The 17072-nt window shown below is 63.2% G+C and carries 18 protein-coding genes; 7 read left to right on the forward strand and 11 right to left on the reverse strand.

The features are described from left to right. Window positions 1–695, reverse strand: a 695-nt coding sequence (locus ACIQ2A_RS21935) for a cbb3-type cytochrome c oxidase subunit I (RefSeq protein ID WP_398483375.1), incomplete at its 3' end; no start/stop codon positions are given. A 108-nt stretch (window positions 696–803) separates the two neighbouring features. Beyond that, window positions 804–1511, reverse strand: a complete 708-nt coding sequence (locus ACIQ2A_RS21940) for a Crp/Fnr family transcriptional regulator (RefSeq protein WP_398483341.1) — start codon at window positions 1509–1511, stop codon at window positions 804–806. 374 nt (window positions 1512–1885) lie between these two features. On the opposite strand from ACIQ2A_RS21940, the gene ACIQ2A_RS21945 reads away from it, so the two are divergent. The 4 genes from ACIQ2A_RS21945 (at window position 1886) to ACIQ2A_RS21960 (ending at window position 7415) form a co-directional block, all read left to right on the forward strand. Further along, the gene (locus ACIQ2A_RS21945; RefSeq protein WP_398483343.1) at window positions 1886–3082 is read left to right on the forward strand and encodes an MFS transporter; all 1197 of its coding nucleotides are present in this window, start codon (window positions 1886–1888) and stop codon (window positions 3080–3082) included. A 148-nt stretch (window positions 3083–3230) separates the two neighbouring features. Continuing rightward, entirely contained in the window at window positions 3231–3884 is a 654-nt protein-coding gene (locus ACIQ2A_RS21950; RefSeq protein WP_398483345.1) for an ABC transporter ATP-binding protein, read from the forward strand. Further along, window positions 3881–6343: an FtsX-like permease family protein gene (locus ACIQ2A_RS21955; RefSeq protein ID WP_398483347.1), complete on the forward strand. Its 2463-nt coding sequence runs from the start codon at window positions 3881–3883 to the stop codon at window positions 6341–6343. The genes ACIQ2A_RS21950 and ACIQ2A_RS21955 overlap by 4 nt, the downstream gene beginning before the upstream one ends. Beyond that, window positions 6333–7415, forward strand: coding sequence for a lipocalin-like domain-containing protein (locus ACIQ2A_RS21960; RefSeq protein ID WP_398483349.1), 1083 nt, complete (start codon window positions 6333–6335; stop codon window positions 7413–7415). The genes ACIQ2A_RS21955 and ACIQ2A_RS21960 overlap by 11 nt, the downstream gene beginning before the upstream one ends. 154 nt (window positions 7416–7569) lie before the next feature. Here the strand turns inward: ACIQ2A_RS21960 and ACIQ2A_RS21965 are convergent, their stop codons facing one another. The 5 genes from ACIQ2A_RS21965 to ACIQ2A_RS21985 form a co-directional block, all read right to left on the reverse strand. Continuing rightward, complete coding sequence (locus ACIQ2A_RS21965) at window positions 7570–8775, reverse strand: ABC transporter substrate-binding protein (protein ID WP_398483351.1); 1206 nt, start codon at window positions 8773–8775, stop codon at window positions 7570–7572. Window positions 8776–8906: 131 nt separating this feature from the next. Further along, window positions 8907–9128 carry a hypothetical protein gene (locus tag ACIQ2A_RS21970; RefSeq protein WP_398483353.1) on the reverse strand — a complete coding sequence of 74 codons (222 nt, stop codon included), beginning with the start codon at window positions 9126–9128 and terminating at the stop codon, window positions 8907–8909. 104 nt (window positions 9129–9232) lie between these two features. Beyond that, window positions 9233–11101 (reverse strand): molecular chaperone HtpG, encoded by a 1869-nt coding sequence (gene htpG, locus ACIQ2A_RS21975; RefSeq protein ID WP_398483355.1) that lies wholly within the window; start codon window positions 11099–11101, stop codon window positions 9233–9235. A gap of 112 nt (window positions 11102–11213) precedes the next feature. Beyond that, complete coding sequence (locus ACIQ2A_RS21980; RefSeq protein WP_398483357.1) at window positions 11214–11420, reverse strand: hypothetical protein; 207 nt, start codon at window positions 11418–11420, stop codon at window positions 11214–11216. Window positions 11421–11526: 106 nt separating this feature from the next. Then, window positions 11527–11949, reverse strand: a complete 423-nt coding sequence (locus ACIQ2A_RS21985) for a hypothetical protein (RefSeq protein WP_398483359.1) — start codon at window positions 11947–11949, stop codon at window positions 11527–11529. Between the two features lie 159 nt (window positions 11950–12108). Here ACIQ2A_RS21985 and ACIQ2A_RS21990 point away from each other — a divergent pair, with 159 nt between their 5' ends. Further along, window positions 12109–12504 (forward strand): response regulator, encoded by a 396-nt coding sequence (locus ACIQ2A_RS21990; RefSeq protein WP_398483361.1) that lies wholly within the window; start codon window positions 12109–12111, stop codon window positions 12502–12504. 92 nt (window positions 12505–12596) lie between these two features. Then, complete coding sequence (locus tag ACIQ2A_RS21995) at window positions 12597–13679, forward strand: methyl-accepting chemotaxis protein (protein ID WP_398483363.1); 1083 nt, start codon at window positions 12597–12599, stop codon at window positions 13677–13679. Window positions 13680–13765: 86 nt separating this feature from the next. On the opposite strand, the gene ACIQ2A_RS22000 is transcribed toward ACIQ2A_RS21995, so the two are convergent. The 4 genes from ACIQ2A_RS22000 to ACIQ2A_RS22015 form a co-directional block, all read right to left on the reverse strand. Beyond that, window positions 13766–14371 carry an NUDIX hydrolase gene (locus ACIQ2A_RS22000; RefSeq protein WP_398483365.1) on the reverse strand — a complete coding sequence of 202 codons (606 nt, stop codon included), beginning with the start codon at window positions 14369–14371 and terminating at the stop codon, window positions 13766–13768. A 123-nt stretch (window positions 14372–14494) separates the two neighbouring features. Continuing rightward, window positions 14495–15310 (reverse strand): 3-keto-5-aminohexanoate cleavage protein, encoded by an 816-nt coding sequence (locus ACIQ2A_RS22005; protein ID WP_398483367.1) that lies wholly within the window; start codon window positions 15308–15310, stop codon window positions 14495–14497. Window positions 15311–15313: 3 nt separating this feature from the next. Next, window positions 15314–15658 (reverse strand): RidA family protein, encoded by a 345-nt coding sequence (locus tag ACIQ2A_RS22010; RefSeq protein WP_398483369.1) that lies wholly within the window; start codon window positions 15656–15658, stop codon window positions 15314–15316. A gap of 283 nt (window positions 15659–15941) precedes the next feature. After that, a complete protein-coding gene (locus tag ACIQ2A_RS22015; RefSeq protein ID WP_398483371.1) occupies window positions 15942–16265 on the reverse strand; it encodes a hypothetical protein in 324 nt (107 codons plus the stop codon). 155 nt (window positions 16266–16420) lie between these two features. On the opposite strand from ACIQ2A_RS22015, the gene ACIQ2A_RS22020 reads away from it, so the two are divergent. Continuing rightward, window positions 16421–17072: RecQ family ATP-dependent DNA helicase (locus ACIQ2A_RS22020; RefSeq protein ID WP_398483373.1), on the forward strand; the 652-nt coding region annotated here is incomplete at its 3' end.

Genomic DNA, 17072 nt, shown 5'->3' on the forward strand with positions numbered 1-17072 from the left:
ATGGTGATGATGAAGGCGAGATAGAACCAGTTGGCGACGAAGATATGCGGCTCCTTGCGCTTCATCAGCGTCGCAACGAACACCAGCAGATACATCACCCAGACGATGGTCAGCCACAGATCGGCATACCATTCCGGCTCTGCATATTCCTTGCCCTGGGTATTGCCGAGCAGATAGCCGGTGCCGGCGATGACGATGAAGAGATTGTAGCCGAGCACGACGAACCATGGCGACAGATCGCCGGCAAGGCGCGTGCGACCGGTCTTCTGCACGACAAAGAACGATGTGGCGATCAGCACATTGCCGCCGAAGGCGAAGATGACGGCAGATGTGTGCAGTGGCCGCAATCGGCCGAAGCTTGTCCATGGCAGATCGAAGTTCAGCGCAGGCCAGGCGAGCTGCATGGCGATCACGAGGCCGACGAGGAAGCCGGCGATGCCCCATATCACGGAGGCTGCAGCGGCGAACTTGATCGGGCCAAAATTGTAGTTCGGGCGACCATCGATCTCCTGCGGCGGCAGCTCACCACGCTCGAAGTAGCGATTGACGATCAGAAACACGGACACCAGCGCGGCAGCGCCGAACACGGCGACGTGGAACGCATAGGCCGCGTCTTCGGCCTTCGCCGCAGCGATGATAGAGAAGAATACGGTGACGATGCAGACGAGGGAGAGTCCGGACTCTCCGATCGTCATCCACTTCACGCCGTCAGTTGGTCTGGTCATGATGAGTCTTTCCCAAGAACAATTCCAACAATCACATCGCCGTCATTGGCGGCTTGATTGACATCAAATCCCGCAGCGTCATCCGCAGGCGCTCAGCAAGTCGCTGGGCTCGGCGATCAGCCGCACGCGGCCCGGCAGGATTTCGATGACGCCGCGGCGCTCCAGCTTTGCGAGCGTGCGGCAGACGGTTTCCACGGTGAGACCGAGATAGTCGGCGATGTCCCTGCGGCTCATGGGCAGCGGCAGGGGCTCGACATCCTTGCCGATACGCACCAGGCGCTCGCGCCATTCGGCGAGGAAGCTCGCAAGCTTCTCTTCGGCCGGCCGGCGTCCGAGCGAGAACATCTGCTCATGGGCATCGGTGAGATCGGTCGCCACCGAGGCGATCACCGCATGCAGCACATAGGGCCGATGGCTGACGAATTGCGCAAAGCTCTCGCGCGCGATTTCCCAGACCAGCGCCGGGCCGATCGTGGCCGCCGACACTTCATGGCGCTGCTGCGCGGCAATCTCGAGCGCATCGCCGGGCAGTGCGAAGCCGACGATCTGACGCCTGACGTCGCCGATGCCGCGCGACAGGCAAACGACGCCCTCGATCACGCTGAAGCAGCGCGCGGCAGGCGCGCCTTGCGCGAACAGGACCTCGTTTGCCCCGCGCGGCACGCGCTCGCCCAGCGCCATCAATTGCCGGCGATCATTGAAATTGAGGCGGGACAGGAAACCGGTCGAAGGACCCGTTGTGGTCGTGCAGGGCACGAAGGACGAAGCGGCCATCTGCTGAGTCATGTCTCCCCCGGCTATGCTGCCTCCGCGCGATGTTGCGCGGCATCACCGGGATAGACGGTTGGCGGAAGGCCACATTGACGTGCATCAATCGGGGCTTAGCCTCTCTCCGCCATCCTTCGAGACGCGGCCAAGAGGCCGCTCCTCAGGATGAGGGCAGAGTATGGCGCTGTAGAGACCCTCATGGTGAGGAGCCCGCGAAGCGGGCGTCTCGAACCATGCAGGCCGAGCACGATCCCCGTCGTTCAACACCACCCATCCCTGCGCTGCCTGCATTGGCAGCATGTTGCCCCGTTGATGGACAAATTGCCGCGCGGGCTTTACGGGTAGCGGGAAATTCCCGACGTCGAACAACACGTTAGAGGGCGGAAACCAGAATGGTCGATATTCCGGCCACGACAGCGCACGCACCGGAGGCATCCGCCAACCGGACCCTGACCGCGATCTCGATCGCGCATTGGGTGAGCCATTTCCATATCTTCGTGCTGCCGATGCTGTTTCCCTTCCTCAAGGACCGGCTCGGCGTCAGCTATATCGATCTCGGCTTCGCGCTCACCACTTTTGCCGTCGTCTCCGGCCTGACCCAGGCACCGATCGGCTTTCTGGTCGATCGCGTGGGCGCACGCATCATCCTGATCCTCGGTGTCATGCTCGGCGGCTGCGCGCTGGTCTCGCTCGGCCTGTTTCTCAGCTACCCCGCGCTGATCATCTGCGCCGGCCTGCTCGGCCTCGCCAACAGCGTCTATCACCCCGCCGACTACGCCATCCTCGCCGCCCATATGGACGAGTCGAAAATGGGTCGCGCCTTCTCGATCCACACCTTTGCCGGCTTCGTCGGCGGCGCCGTCGCGCCTCCGATGATGGTGGCATTGCTGGCCTCGATCGGCGGCCAAGGCGCGCTGATTGTCGCCGGTGCCATCGGCGTCGCCATCGCGCTGATGCTGATCGTGGTCGGCATCCCCGATGCCGGTGCTGTGCGGACTGATAACGGCAACGGTCCTGTCGCCAAGGTCAGTGTCATGACCCCAGCGATCATGATGCTGACGCTGTTTTTCACGCTGCTGGCGCTGTCGCAGGGTGGCATCAACAGTTTCGGCATCGTCGCGCTGATGGAAGGCTATGGCATCACGCTGTCATCGGCCAATGTCGCGCTGACCTCGTTCCTCGCCGCCAGCGCCGTTGGTGTGCTCGCAGGCGGCTGGCTGGCCGATCGCACCAAGCATCACAGCCGCGTCGCGGCCGTATGTTTCACCGTCAATGCGGCCATCATCGGCGCCATCGCGGCCTTCTCGTTGCCCGCATGGGCCATCGTCGCTGCCATGACCATCGCCGGCTTCCTCGGCGGCGTGATCACGCCATCGCGCGACATGCTGGTGCGGCAGGCGGCACCGCCCGGCGCAGCAGGACGCGCCTTCGGCATCGTTTCCACCGGCTTCAATTTCAGCGGCATCGTGAGCCCGATCATGTTCGGCTGGTTCATGGACCACGCCATGCCACATTGGGTGTTCGGCGCCTCCGCCTGCTTCATGGCGGCGACGGTGCTGCTGGCGGTGGTGTCGGAACGGAAGCGCTAAATCGTCGTCCCCGCGAAGGCGGGGACCCATACACGCTGTCGATGTTGATGAAACGCGATGGCCGTGACTATGCGGTCCGATTTCGCCTTCGGAGGCTACGGGTCCCGGCCTTCGCGGGGACGACATGGGTGTGCTATAGTCATGCCGCATGCTCTCCGTTCGCAATCTCACCAAATCCTACCGCTCCGCACAGGACACCGTCGCCGTTCTCCGCGGTGTCGATCTCACGGTTTCCCCCGGTGAAAGCGTGGCACTCACTGGCGAGAGCGGCAGCGGCAAGAGCACGCTGCTGCATCTGATTGCCGGCCTCGACGAGGCCGATGATGGCGAGATCGTGCTGGGCGATATCACAATCACCGGGCTCAAGGATGCCGAGCGCGCTGCGCTCCGCCGCGACCGGCTCGGCCTCGTGTTTCAGCAGTTCAACCTGATCCCGTCGCTGTCCGTCGCAGACAATCTCGCCTTCCAGTCGCGCATTGCCGGACGACATGACGCGACATGGCAGAACGAATTGATCGAACGCCTCGGCCTCAGCGCGCTGTTGAAGCGCTATCCCGAGCAGCTCTCCGGCGGCCAGCAACAGCGCGTTGCTATCGGGCGCGCGCTGGCGTCAAAGCCAGCACTGCTCCTCGCCGATGAGCCCACCGGCAATCTCGATGAAGACACGGCCGATGAGGTGATGCACCTCGTGCGCGATCTCGTCGCCCGCAGCGGTTGCGGTCTCCTGATGGTGACGCACAGCGAGCGCCTTGCCGCCATGCTGGATCGCCGCGTCCATCTCCATGCGGGACTGATCGCGTGAGGCGCGCACTGTGGATCCTCGCCGTGCTGCTCAGCCACTGGCGCCGGCATCCGCTGCAATTCGCCACGCTGATGATCGGCCTGATCGCCGCCACCGCACTGTGGAGCGGCGTGCAAGCACTGAACCAGCAAGCGCGCACGAGCTACGACCGCGCCGCTGCGGCTTTCGGCGGCACCCGCACGCCAATGCTGGTGTCGCCGAGGGGTGGCGCGTTCCCGCAACAGCTGTTCGTCGACCTCCGCCGTGCCGGCTGGCCGGTATCGCCCGTGATTGAAGCGCGCACGCAGATCGAAGGCCGCAGCGTGCGTCTGCTCGGCATCGAGCCAGTGACGATGCCAGCGGAAGCCAGCGCTGCGGCGGAGATCGGCACCTCGGGTGCGCAGGCCTTCATCGCGCCGCCGGGGCAGGCTTTGATCTCGCGTGAGACGCTGAACGACCTACGACTAAGCGAAGGCGCGACGCCGACGCTCGGCAATGGCCGGATGCTGCCACCGCTGAAACTGCAGCCGGCGCTCGCGCCAGGCGTGATCGTGGTCGATATCGGCATCGCGCAAACGCTGCTGGCGATGCCCGATCAGATCACGCGGCTCCTGATCGGCAAAACGAAGGGGCCTCGCACGGCGCTGGACAGCGTCGCCGGCCAGCAGCTTCGCATCGTTCAGCCCGAAAGCGAGACCGATCTCGAACGCCTGACCGACAGTTTTCACCTCAACCTCACCGCCTTCGGGCTGCTGTCCTTCTTTGTCGGCCTGTTCATCGTCAATTCCGCCATCGGCCTCGGCTTCGAACAGCGCCTGCCGATGCTGCGCACGCTGCGCGCCTGCGGTGTCTCCGCCCGACAGCTCAATGCGGTGCTGATCCTCGAACTCGTCAGCATCGCGTTGATGGCCGGCATCATCGGCCTCGTCTGCGGCTATGTCATTGCGGCCTCGCTGCTGCCCGACGTCGCCGCCAGCCTGCGCGGGCTCTATGGCGCGCAGATCCCCGGCCAGCTCTCGCTAAAGCCGGAATGGTGGCTCGCAGGCCTCGCGATCTCGGTGATCGGCGCACTGCTGGCCGCCATATCGAGCCTGCTCAAGGCCGCGCGCCTGCCGCTGCTGGCCACAGCGCAGCCTTATGCCTGGCAGCAGGCCCAGCATCGCTGGCTGCGATTGCAGGGCGGCGGCGCATTGCTCGTCTTCGCCGCAGCCGCACTCGTGCTGTGGTTTGGCGATTCCCTCATCGCCGGCTTCACCGTCCTCGCCGCACTGCTGCTTGGCGCCGCACTCGCCCTTCCCGTTTTGCTCGGCCTTGTGCTGGCAGCTGGCGAACGCAGTACCCGTCGGCCGATCCTCACATGGTTCTGGGCCGACAGCCGTCTGCAACTCTCCGGCCTGTCTCTCGCACTGATGGCGCTGCTGCTCGCACTGGCCGTGAATGTCGGCGTCGGCACCATGGTCGAGAGCTTCAGCCGCACTTTTGTCGGCTGGCTGGACGGACGATTGTCATCGGACATTTACATCAACGCCGCCAGTGATGCTCAGGCGCGCGAACTCAAGGACTGGGTGAAGCGGCGTCCCGACGTGCTGGCCGTATTGCCCGGCAGCCGCGCCGAGATCCAGCTCGACGGCGCGCCGGTGGAGATCAATGGCCTGCCCGATCACGCCACCTTCAGGGATCACTGGCCATTGCTTGATGCGACACGGGATGCCTGGGATCGCGTCCGCGCCGGTGACGGCGCATTGATCAGCGAGCAACTCTCGCGGCGTATGACGCTGGCGATCGGCCAGGGCATCACGGTGCCGACGCCGAGCGGACCGTGGCCCCTGCAAGTCGTCGCCATCTATGCCGATTACGGTAATCCGAAAGGGCAGCTCGCGGTCAATGTCGATGCGCTGCTGAAGCATTTCCCGGATAGTCCGCAGACCCGCATGGGCCTGCGCGTCGCGCCCGAGAACGTACCCGCCGTGATCGATGCCATCCGCGCCCGCTTCGGCCTCGATGGCCGCAATCTCGCCGATCAGGCCAGTGTGAAGAAGGAATCGCTCGGCATCTTCAACCGCACCTTTGCTGTCACCTCTGCACTCAATGCCTTCACGCTCGGCGTCGCGGGCGTGGCACTGCTGACGAGCCTGCTAACGCTGAGTAATTCGCGCCTGCCGCAACTGGCGCCGCTGTGGGCCATCGGCCTGACACGCCGGCGCCTGGCCGCAATCGAGCTGCTGAAGACCATGTGCGTGGCCCTGATCACGTCGCTGCTCGCGCTGCCGCTGGGATTGCTGGTTGCCTGGTGCCTGATCGCCATCGTCAATGTGAAGGCGTTCGGATGGCGGCTGCCATTCCATGTTTTTCCAATGCAGCTGATCACGCTGCTTGGCGTCGCCATGCTGGCCGCTTTGCTGGCCTCGCTGCTGCCGATGCTCAAGCTGCTGCGGATGCAGCCGGCCGAACTCGTGAAAGTGTTCGCCAATGAGCGCTAGGCTGACACGACGCAGTTTTTCCGGCGGCCTAGCACTGATGGGGCTCGGCGCTCCGTACGCATTGGCACAAGGCTTTGCAGGCCTCGGGCGCGATGCCGATGGCTTTGCGCAGGTCGTGCCCGGCCGCATGCTGAGCTTCCCCGCCGATCACGGGTCTCATCCGGAATTCCGCATCGAATGGTGGTACCTCACCGCCAATCTCACCGATGCTTCGGGCAACGCCTATGGCGTGCAGTGGACGCTGTTTCGCCAGGCCATGGCGCCGAGCACGCAGGACAGCGGCTGGACGACACCGCAGATCTGGATGGGCCATGCCGGCGTGACATCGGCAACGGCGCATCACTCTGCGGAGACATTTGCGCGCGGCGGCATCGGGCAGGCTGGTGTTACGACAACGCCGTTTCGCGCCTGGATCGATGCTTGGGAGATGCGCGGGCTCGACGGCTTCTCAGACATGACTGTCGCACCGCTTGAGGTCACGGCATCGTCAGAAAATTTCAGCTATCGGCTCCGCCTCGACGCGAAGCAGCCTTTGGTGCTGCAGGGCGATGCCGGCTATAGCCGCAAATCCGAGCGCGGCCAGGCGTCTTATTATTACAGCCAGCCTTACTTCATGGCGACGGGCGTACTGAACATCGACGGCAAGGATATCGCCGTCACCGGTCGCGCCTGGATGGACCGCGAATATTCGAGCCAGCCGCTCGCATCGGATCAAACCGGCTGGGACTGGTTCTCGCTGCATCTGCCCGATGATGAGAAGCTGATGCTGTTCCGGCTGCGCCAGAAGGACGGCAGCCACTACTTTGCAGGCAACTGGATCACGGCAGATGGCCAATCGGTGCAACTGGCGCCCGATGCCATCGTGATGACACCGATGGCAACGACCGAGATAGCCGGCCGCAAAATTCCCACCGCATGGCGCATTGCGATTGCGTCACGCCGATTGCAGATCGAGACGGTGCCGCTCAATCCGCAAAGCTGGATGACGACGACTTTTGCTTATTGGGAAGGGCCAGTGCGATTCAGCGGCTCGCATGGCGGCGTGGGATATCTGGAGATGACGGGGTATTAAGCGCTATCAGAGCGACGGCGCACACTCTTCGGGTCGGCTCCTCCGGTCCGAAGAAAGAGAAAGCATAGTCAATCAACGCGTGCCTCGCCCCTCACCCGCCGCGAAGACGCGGCGACCTCTCCCCGCGCAAGATGCGGAGAGAGGTTAAGCAAGACTACTTCGTCAGCGGGCAGCCGCTATCCTTGGCGACCGGGAAAGCTGCGGCTGCCGGCACCACTGCGAGCTGCTTGTAGTAATCCCACGGCTTTTTGGAATCCGCCGGCTTCTTGACCTCGAACAGATAGAGATCCTTCACCAGGCGGCCATTGGCCTGCACCTTGCCGCCCTGGGCGAAGGCGTCATCCACCGGAAGCTCCTTCAGCTTCTTGACGACCGCGTCCGAGTCCTTGGTACCGGCTGCTTTCACGGCTTTCAGATAGGACAGCGTGGCAGAATAGGTGCCGGCCTGGATCATGTTCGGCATGCGTTGGGTGCGCTTGAAGAAGCGCTCGGCGAATTCGCGCGATTTGTCGTCGCGGTCCCAATAGAAGGACTCCGTCAGCACGAGGCCCTGTGCTGCATTGAGACCGAGGCCGTGGACTTCCGCCAGCGTCAGCAGCAGGCCGGCGAGCTTCTGGCCACCGGCGACGATGCCGAATTCAGCCGCCTGCTTCACCGCATTGGTGGTGTCGAGGCCGGCATTGGCGAGGCCGATGACCTTGGCCTTCGAGGCCTGTGCCTGCAGCAGGAACGACGAGAAATCCGACGAATTCAGCGGATGGCGCACGGCGCCGACCACCTTGCCGCCCTTCGACTTCACGATATCGCCGGTGTCCTTCTCCAGCGAATAGCCGAAGGCGTAATCGGCGGTGAGGAAGAACCAGGTGTCGCCGCCGGTCTCTGTCAGCGCACCGCCGGTGCCGACGCCGAGTGCGCGGGTATCGAACGACCAGTGGAAACCATAGGGCGTGCAGGCATCGCCGGTGATACGCGAGGTCGCGGCCCCCACCACGATGTCGATCTTCTTGGCCTGGGCGGACAGTTCCTGCACCGCCAGCGCCACCGAGGAGGTGGTCAATTCGGTGATCATGTCGACATTCTCGACATCGTACCAGCGGCGCGCGATGGCAGCAGCCAGGTCCGGCTTGTTCTGGTGATCGGCGGTGACCAGTTCGACCTTGCCGCCCAGCACTTCGCCGCCAAAGTCTTCCACCGCCATCCTGGCGGCTTCGAGCGACCACTTGCCGCCGTAATCGGCATAGACGCCGGACTGGTCGTTGAGGATGCCGATCTTCACACCCTGCGCCGCAGCGGGGGTCAGCGTGGACGTGGCAAGGAAAAGGCCGCAAAGCGCGGCAGCGAACGTCAGCCCAAGTTTCATAAGTGCCTCCCAATATTTTTTATGGGCCGCACACTATGGGAGATGTTTGCAACTGGCGAGTGTGACTTTCGGATGATGCGGCGCGATCACCGAAGTGTCATTTAACGCAGCGACCGGCCGGGCATCCGTGGTCAGTGCTGTTTCTTCAATGCCGCCGCGATGCAGGCGAGTTCGCGCTCGATTTCCGCAATCAACGGCACCGGGTCATTGTCCTCGACCAGATGCATCTTCTCATAAGTGCCGTTACGGATGCTCTCGATCCAGGCGACGCGGTCGGCCTGATATTGCTTCAGGCGCTCGAAATCCCCGCGCTCGGCGTATTTGGCGATCAGCTTTTCGAAGACAGCGCTCATGGAATGGTCCTTGTAGGGTGGGCAAAGCGAAGCGTGCCCACCATCTGAGTTGGCATGTGAATGGTGGGCACGGCGCTTCGCGCCTTTGCCCACCCTACAGAACGTCAGAGCCCGCGCAGCACCAGCCGGTTCAGCCGTGTGGCAAATGCCGCCGGATCTTCCGGCAGTTCACCGTCAAGGATCTGCGCCTGCTCCAGCAGCAGGAACGCGATATCAGCCGCCTCGCCGCCCACCGCCTTGTCGGCACTGGCGATCTTCGTCACCAGCGGATGGCGCAGATTGATTTCAAGGATCGGCTTGGTGGCGCTGCCACGGTTCTGCATCGCCAGCATGCGCTCGAGCTCGCGATCCGGGCCACGGCCACCGGCGACGAGGCACGAGGCCGAGCTGGTGAGGCGCGTCGAGGCCTTGACGTCGGAGACGCGCTCGCCGAGCGCCTCCTTGATCACGGCGATGGTCGAGGCTTCATCGGCCGCATCCGGCTTTGGTTCGTCCTTGTCGGCCTCGACCTCCGGGATCAGATCGAGATTGATCTCGCCCTGGCTCAGCGACTTCAGCGGTTTGCCGTCAAATTCCAGCGGCGCCGAGGTCCAGAACGCATCCACCGCGTCCGACAGCAACAACACTTCGATGCCGCGCGACTTCGCCGCTTCCAGCTTCGGATTCGACTTGAGACGATCGAGGCTGTCACCGGCGAGATAATAGATCTCGGTCTGGTTCGGTTTGAGGTCAGCCACATACTGCTTCAGCGTCCGCTTCTCGCCAGAGGTGGTCGTGAAACGCGACAGTGCGAGCAGCTTCTCGCGGCGCTCGAAATCCTCATAGATGCCTTCCTTCAGCACCGGGCCGAACGCGTCCCAGATTTTCGTGAAGGTCTCGGCGTCCTTTTCAGCCAGCGTCTCGAATTCGCCGATCACCCGCGTCGCTACCGCCTTCTTGATCTGGGCGAGCTGCGGATTGTTCTGCAGCATCTCGCGCGACAGGTTCAGCGGCAGGTCCTCGGCATCGATGACGCCGCGGATGAAGCGCAGATAGGACGGCAGCAGATCCGCATCGTCGGTGATGAACACGCGCCTCACATAGAGCTTCACGCGGCCCTTGCGCTCGGGCTCGAACAGGTCGAACGGCTTCGACTCTGGCGCGAACAGCAGCACGGCATAGGAATAGCGGCCTTCGGCGCGGTAATGCACCGTCATCGCCGGCTCGTCATAGGCATTGGCGATGGACTTGTAGGCCTTGCTGTAGTCCTCCGGCGTCAGCTCCGACTTGGAGCGCTGCCACAGCGCGCTGGCCGAGTTGATCTGCTTCGGCTCGCCATCGCCGTCCTTGAGCAGGATCGGAAATTGGATGTTGTCCGAATAGGACGTGACGATCCGCTCGATCTCCCAGCTCTCGAGATACTTCTTGGCGTCGTCCTTGAGCTGCAACTCGATCGAGGTGCCGGCGGGCACGCTCATGCCGTCATTGAGCTGCGCGATCTCGAAACCGGCACCGCCCGTCGAGGTCCAGGTGAAGGCATCATGGGTGCCGGCGCGGCGCGAGGTGACGATGATCTTCTCAGCCACCATGAAAGCGGCATAGAAACCGACACCGAACTGGCCGATCAGGCCGGCGCCGTCCTTGGCTTCGGTCAGGCGCGACAGGAACGACTTGGTGCCGGACTTGGCGATGGTGCCGAGATTGTCGATCAGTTCCTGACGATCCATGCCGATACCGGTATCGACGATGGTGAGCGTGTTCGCTTCCTTGTCAGGAATGATGGTGATGTTTTGCGTCTGGCCGTCGGGCACCAGCTGCGGATTGGCGATGGCCTCATAGCGGAGCTTGTCGCAAGCGTCCGACGCATTGGAGACCAGTTCGCGCAGAAAGATGTCGGTCTCGGAATAGACCGAGTGAACCATCAGGTTCAGCAATTCGGCGACTTCGGCCTGAAACGGCTGGGAAACGGGTGCAGCGGTGTCGGTGGTCGTCATGAATGAGCCTGATCACGATAAAGGGGAATGCGCCGCATATAACGACGCGATTTTGCGGAGTCCATGGCCACAACCACGGCTCCACGCTTCCCCTTAACTAGTGATGTCGGGCTCAGGCTTCCAGAGCCACCGCATAGGCGTTTTCAAGCATCGCCAGGCATTCGCGGGCGCGCGCACGACCAACTTCATTGGCGATTTCGGAAATCTCGCGGAGGTCGCGGATCGCCAGATCGACGGCGGTGAAAATATCGATGTCGCACTCATCGGCCATGTCGATCACAGGGGCCGTACGCTTCGGAAAAGGAATGACTACGCTCACTGGACGACCACTCTGCACGAAGGGACACTCACGAATCACAGAGGCACATTTGGCCAGCGAATGGTTAAGCGAATGGCTAACGCACGGGCTCGCGTCGTTCCGTAGCTCAGCGCAGCCAGCGCACCTGCGGAATCAAGCTGACCTGCACTTCGTCGGAAGCCTGTTCGGTCGGCTGAATGGTCGGTGCTTCCAGCGCGAGCGGCATCGCGGGCGCCGGCAATTGACGCGGCGCGACGCTATCCTGGCCGCGCCGATAGGCTTCGTCTTCCAGCTTGCGGCTGAAGTAACGAAACAGTTCGGTGGCCTGTTTGCGCTGATCATCCGTCGCCGCCGAGGCGATCAGGAAGATCAGTTCCTCGGACAATTCGGACGTGGTGGCGCCCAACGGATCCTGATTGGCATCGCTGGTGCGGTCGTCGATGTGAGCGTCAATCACGGGCATGACAGCCGTCATCCGGTCGTGGTGGTGATGCGACCTGACTACCTGCATGGGGTTGATATCCCATTGTTTTCCGCCGGCCATGCGCATCTAGCGATATTTATGGTTAATACAACTTTAATATGTGCAAACTTGCACAGACACGCAGTCGGCTTGCCGTCACCCTCGGCATTCGATTCGCGTCGATGCCGGCGACAGAAGGCGGTGGCCAGCCGCCCCCCGTACCGGTCGGGCTGGGGAGCCTTGGAGATGTCGCGCATTCTCATGATCGATGACGACGTGCTGATCTCGCGCTCGGTACAATTCTGGCTGGCCCAGCGGGGCCATGTCGTGGTCATTGCCGCCGGTGCTGCCGACGCGCTGGAGAAACTCCACGTTTGCCCCTTCGATCTGCTCATCGTCGATATCTTCATGCCGCATATGGACGGCTTCGAGTCCGTTCGGCTGTTTCACGGCGAGGCCCCGGATGTGCCGCTGATCGCGCTGTCCGGTTACGCCTTTGCCGAGAGCCATTCGCCGGCACCGGATTTCCTGCGCATGGCGCTTGCGCTCGGTGCGACGCGCTGCATCCGCAAGCCGTTCAAACCGCGGGACCTGCTGACTGTCATCGAAAACTGCCTGGTCCCGGTCGTGCCTGCTGCATAGAGCACTCGGTCCGCGAGACGGAAATTAAGGGGCCATTAAGCATAATCGGCGAAAACTAAAGGTACTTGATTGCTGTCAACGAGGACGCGACCATGGTTTTGGCGATGAACCGCACCGCTCATTCGGCGGCGCCCGCAGCAACTGGCGAGAACGAGGATGTCGCCGATATCTCCGCGCTGATCGCGCGCCTGACCGGCGAGGTCAACGAGATCGCCTGCGAGAAGACCAGGGCGATCCAGCACATCACCAACCAGATGAAGATGCTGGCGCTGAACGCGCTGATCGAAAGCTCGCGCGCCGGCGCGCAGGGCGCGGGCTTTGCGGTGGTGGCGCAGGAAGTGCGCAATGTCGGCCAACAGGTCGAGGCCATCGCGCGCGATCTGGAATCGCAGCTCACCGCGCGCACCGGCAGCCTGATGTCCAGCATCGAGAAGATGACCGACCGCTCCCGCGGCGAACGCATGGTCGATCTCGCCCTCAATGCCATCGAGCTGATCGACCGCAATCTCTATGAGCGCACCTGCGATGTGCGCTGGTGGGCAACCGACTCCGCCGTGGTCGATGCCGCCGCCCATCCCGATGAGGCGACGATTGCCCATGTATCGGAACGCCTCGCGGTGATCCTTGGCGCCTACACCGTCTATCTCGATCTGTGGCTGTGCGACATGCAGGGCAATATCATCGCCACCGGCCGTGGCGACCGCTATGCGGTGCGCGGCCAGAACATTGCCGGCACGTCGTGGTTTCGCGATGCGCGCATCCTGCGCACGGGCGACGACTATGTCGCCGGTGATGTGGAGCGCCAGCCTTTGCTCGGCAATGCGCAGGTCGCGACCTATTGCGCCAGCGTGCGCGAGGGCGGCAAGGCCAATGGCCGCGCCATCGGCGTGCTGGCCATTCATTTCGATTGGGAAGCGCAGGCCCGCGCCATCGTCGAGGGCGTTCGCGTCGATGACGACAAGACCCGCGTGCTGCTGGTGGATTCCAACTTGCGGATCATCGCCTCCTCCGACGGACAGGGGCTGCTGAGCGAGCGTATCACACTGACCCAGAACGGCCGCAGCAACGGTTTCTATCAAGATCGCTCGGGCAGCCTCATCGCCTTCCATGCCACGCCCGGCTACGAGACCTACAAAGGTCTCGGCTGGTATGGCGTGATCATTCGCGGGAGCTAAAGAAGAGCCCCCTCGCCCGGATTGCTACGCAATCCGACCTCTCCCCGGCAGGGAGAGGTGATCCGAGCGTCAATGCGAGGGGACCTTCACCTCTCCCCACCGGGGAGAGGTCGTCGCGCGAAGCGCGGCGGGTGAGGGGAGCGTTTGGATGACAGCCCGAACAAGCGTCGCAACTTCGCGAACCAGCCTGCAGGCTCTATCGGCTCGAACGTTTCGTCTGGCACCACGGGCGCCATGTCAGGCTCGATGATCTGCGGCGTTTCGGTGAAGGCCGCAGCCTCCTGCGTCGTCGCCAGCGCCATCGGCCCGACCTGAGCGAGGAACGCATGTTCGTGATGCCGCGTCAGCCGCTTCAAGGCCTGATCGAGCGGCAGCCAGGCGACTTCGGCGATGTCCTTCATGAGGCGCTGCGGCGGCCGGCTATCGGCTTCCATGTGCCAGAAATGCACAACCTTGGTGCGCTCGCCGAGCGGATAGGCCAGCGTCCCCAGATATTGCTGCACGGATGCGGAATGGCCGGTCTCTTCCAGCACCTCGCGTCGGGCGGCATCGAGGGGCGTCTCGCCGTCGTCGAGCTTGCCCTTCGGCAGCACCCAGTCGCCGCGCTTGCGCATGCACACGACCGCGAACAGCGGCGTGGCTCCACGCCGCACGACGATGCCTCCTGCAGCCATCACGATATCGCGTGCCATGATGCTCACATAACCGGATTGCCGGCGAATACAACCAATCTGTGACACGCAGTGAATGCAGGGCGGGATGCAACCGGGGCCAGCAGAACCGTCATACGCATGTCACAGAATCCGCCAGACAGATTAGTCCGTGGTGGCGGCACGCAACTCGTCTGCAGTGGCCGCCGTCAGCCCCACCGCCGCAATCGCGCTATGTGCCGCGGCAACCAGGTCCTGATTGCCCCTGGCGCGCGAACCGTCCGGCAACAGCTCATTGTTCTCGAAGCCGACCCGGATGTGGCCGCCGAGCAGTGCGCCCGCCGTGACGCACGCGGTCTCCTGCGCACCGAAAGCACAGACGCTCCAATGGGCGAATTTTGGTGCGTCGGGCGCCAGGAATGGCAGCAGATCCGACGGGCTCGATACCTGCCCAGTAGTGTAGCGGCCGAGTACATACAACACTGGCACGCGCTCGAACGGGATCAGGCCGCGCTTCTGTAGTTGGGCCAGCCGGATCGCATCATTGACGTCATAGAGAATGATCTGCGGCACCACGCTTTCGCGCTTCATCCAGCCGAGCAGATCGGAAAATGCCGTTTCCTCGCTCGCATCCGGCACCAGCTCGCGCAACGCCAGCGAGGCGGCTTCCGGCTTCACGGCCTGCACCACCGCGCGCTGTTGTGCCGGCGTATATTTGCCAAGCGCTTCGGAGGTGATCTGGATGACAAGCCGATCGCCGAGCGCGCTGCGGATGGCGGCAATGGCGGCGCGATAGGCATCGGCATCGAGCAGATGGCTGCCATCGGCATTGCGGACATGGGCGTGGATCATGGCCGCGCCGGTGTCGAAGCAGTGGACGGCCACCACCGCCAGTTCCGCTGGGGTCAGCGGAACGGCGGGGTGATCCGCCTTGACCTTGCGGCCACCATTGGGAGCGACCGCAATGGCTGTGGGCCGCATGACTTATGGAATCGCTGCGATGACGGCGATCTCGACCAGGATGGCCGGATCGGCGAGCTTCGATTCGACGCAGGCGCGGGCCGGGCCGACTTCGGGCACCCAGGCATCCCAGACCGTGTTCATCGCGTCGCGATCATTGATGCTGGGCAGCCAGACGGTGGCGCTGAGAATGTTGTTCTTGTCGGTGCCGGCTTCCTTGAGCAGTGCATCGATCTTGTCGAGCACCTGCTTGGTCTGCGCCTTGATGTCGCCGCTGTAGTCATCTGGCACCTGGCCGGCGAGATAGACGGTGTTGCCGTGGATGGAAGCCTGGCTGAGACGCTTGCCGGGACCGAGACGCTTGATCATGCGGAGCTCTTTCATTGCTGGAGCAGAAAAACGCCGCGACCATTCCCGCTCAGGCAACCGACGTCAAGAGCGACTTCACTGCGTGAGGGTGGGCTTGCGCGATGGGGATAATGCTCGGCCTGCATGGTTCGAGACGCCCGCTTTGCGGGCTCCTCACCATGAGGGTCTTCTACGGGACCCCATACTCTGCCCTCATCCTGAGGAGCGGCCTTCTTGGCCGCGTCTCGAAGGATGGCAGCAGGCCGGTTTGGCGATCACGCGTGATGCCGTCCCACCCCAAAAATTACTCCGCGGCCCGTGCGCGTTTCACCGCATCGTCCATCAGCGCCTTCGGCGCCGGCAGACGCAAACGGCGACCATGCTGCAGATAGAGCAGCGCCACGCGCTTGGGATCGGACAGATTCCACAATTCCACCGCGGGCAAACGGCCGAGCAATTCGACCGGCGGCCGATGCGCGATCACATGGGCGAGCACGGTCGTCTTCGGCCCTTTGCCGAACCGCCGGCGGTTTTTGCGCGCAGCATTCTCGTTCGCGGCCTGCCAGCGGACACGCGGTCGCGGCTTGCGATTGAGAAGCCAGGAAAAGAGGCGCAAAATGAATGGCATACGGCTTTTCTATTTGCCCGGTTGCGGCGCGGCTGGCCTGCTCGCGCGTCTCCATGTCATAGAACTTGCATTCACAGCGGTAAAGCGGCGTGATCAAGGCGAACCGGCTTGTTCCCCGATATACGCTCCAACGAATCAGGAATAGACCACCACCCATGTCCGTTACTGGTCCCGCGCGTAAATCTGCTGTGTCTCCCGATGCACTCGGGGCCGATGCGCTGGCGCGACTGCATGCGGTGTTCGGCCTGCCCGGTTTCCGCGGCGAACAGGAGCAGATCGTCCGCCACGTCACCGATGGTGGTAGTTGCCTCGTTCTGATGCCGACCGGCGGCGGTAAATCGCTCTGCTATCAGCTGCCATCCCTGTTGCGCGAAGGCTGCGGCATCGTGGTATCGCCGCTGATCGCCTTGATGCGTGATCAGGTCGCAGGCCTGCTCGAACTCGGCGTCAATGCCGCGGTGCTGAATTCCACGCTGTCGTGGGAGGAAGCCAACGAGGTCGAGCGACGATTGCTCGCCGGCGATCTCGATCTGCTTTACGTCGCACCCGAACGCCTCGTGAATCCGCGTTGCCTGGCGATGCTGGAACAAGCCGATATCGCGCTGTTCGCCATCGACGAAGCGCATTGCGTCTCGCAATGGGGGCATGACTTCCGCCCTGAATATATCGGCCTGTCGATCATCGCAGAGCGCTTTCCGCAGGTGCCGCGCATCGCGCTGACGGCGACTGCCGACGATCTCACCCGCGAGGAGATCGCGCAGCGGCTGGGGCTCACGAACGCGCCGCGTTTCGTCTCCTCATTCGACC

Origin of the sequence: Tardiphaga sp. (assembly GCF_044336785.1) — a bacterium.
GTDB lineage: Bacteria > Pseudomonadota > Alphaproteobacteria > Rhizobiales > Xanthobacteraceae > Tardiphaga.

Excerpts from the sequence above, each read along its gene's own strand:
- ACIQ2A_RS21940 (WP_398483341.1), bottom strand. The coding sequence starts at position 1,511 with ATGACTCAGCAGATGGCCGCTTCGTCCTTCGTGCCCTGCACGACCACA.
- ACIQ2A_RS21945 (WP_398483343.1), top strand. The coding sequence starts at position 1,886 with ATGGTCGATATTCCGGCCACGACAGCGCACGCACCGGAGGCATCCGCC.
- ACIQ2A_RS21950 (WP_398483345.1), top strand. The coding sequence starts at position 3,231 with ATGCTCTCCGTTCGCAATCTCACCAAATCCTACCGCTCCGCACAGGAC.
- ACIQ2A_RS21960 (WP_398483349.1), top strand. The coding sequence starts at position 6,333 with ATGAGCGCTAGGCTGACACGACGCAGTTTTTCCGGCGGCCTAGCACTG.
- ACIQ2A_RS21965 (WP_398483351.1), bottom strand. The coding sequence starts at position 8,775 with ATGAAACTTGGGCTGACGTTCGCTGCCGCGCTTTGCGGCCTTTTCCTT.
- ACIQ2A_RS21970 (WP_398483353.1), bottom strand. The coding sequence starts at position 9,128 with ATGAGCGCTGTCTTCGAAAAGCTGATCGCCAAATACGCCGAGCGCGGG.
- htpG (WP_398483355.1), bottom strand. The coding sequence starts at position 11,101 with ATGACGACCACCGACACCGCTGCACCCGTTTCCCAGCCGTTTCAGGCC.
- ACIQ2A_RS21985 (WP_398483359.1), bottom strand. The coding sequence starts at position 11,949 with ATGCGCATGGCCGGCGGAAAACAATGGGATATCAACCCCATGCAGGTA.
- ACIQ2A_RS21990 (WP_398483361.1), top strand. The coding sequence starts at position 12,109 with ATGTCGCGCATTCTCATGATCGATGACGACGTGCTGATCTCGCGCTCG.
- ACIQ2A_RS21995 (WP_398483363.1), top strand. The coding sequence starts at position 12,597 with ATGGTTTTGGCGATGAACCGCACCGCTCATTCGGCGGCGCCCGCAGCA.
- ACIQ2A_RS22000 (WP_398483365.1), bottom strand. The coding sequence starts at position 14,371 with ATGGCACGCGATATCGTGATGGCTGCAGGAGGCATCGTCGTGCGGCGT.
- ACIQ2A_RS22005 (WP_398483367.1), bottom strand. The coding sequence starts at position 15,310 with ATGCGGCCCACAGCCATTGCGGTCGCTCCCAATGGTGGCCGCAAGGTC.
- ACIQ2A_RS22010 (WP_398483369.1), bottom strand. The coding sequence starts at position 15,658 with ATGATCAAGCGTCTCGGTCCCGGCAAGCGTCTCAGCCAGGCTTCCATC.
- ACIQ2A_RS22015 (WP_398483371.1), bottom strand. The coding sequence starts at position 16,265 with ATGCCATTCATTTTGCGCCTCTTTTCCTGGCTTCTCAATCGCAAGCCG.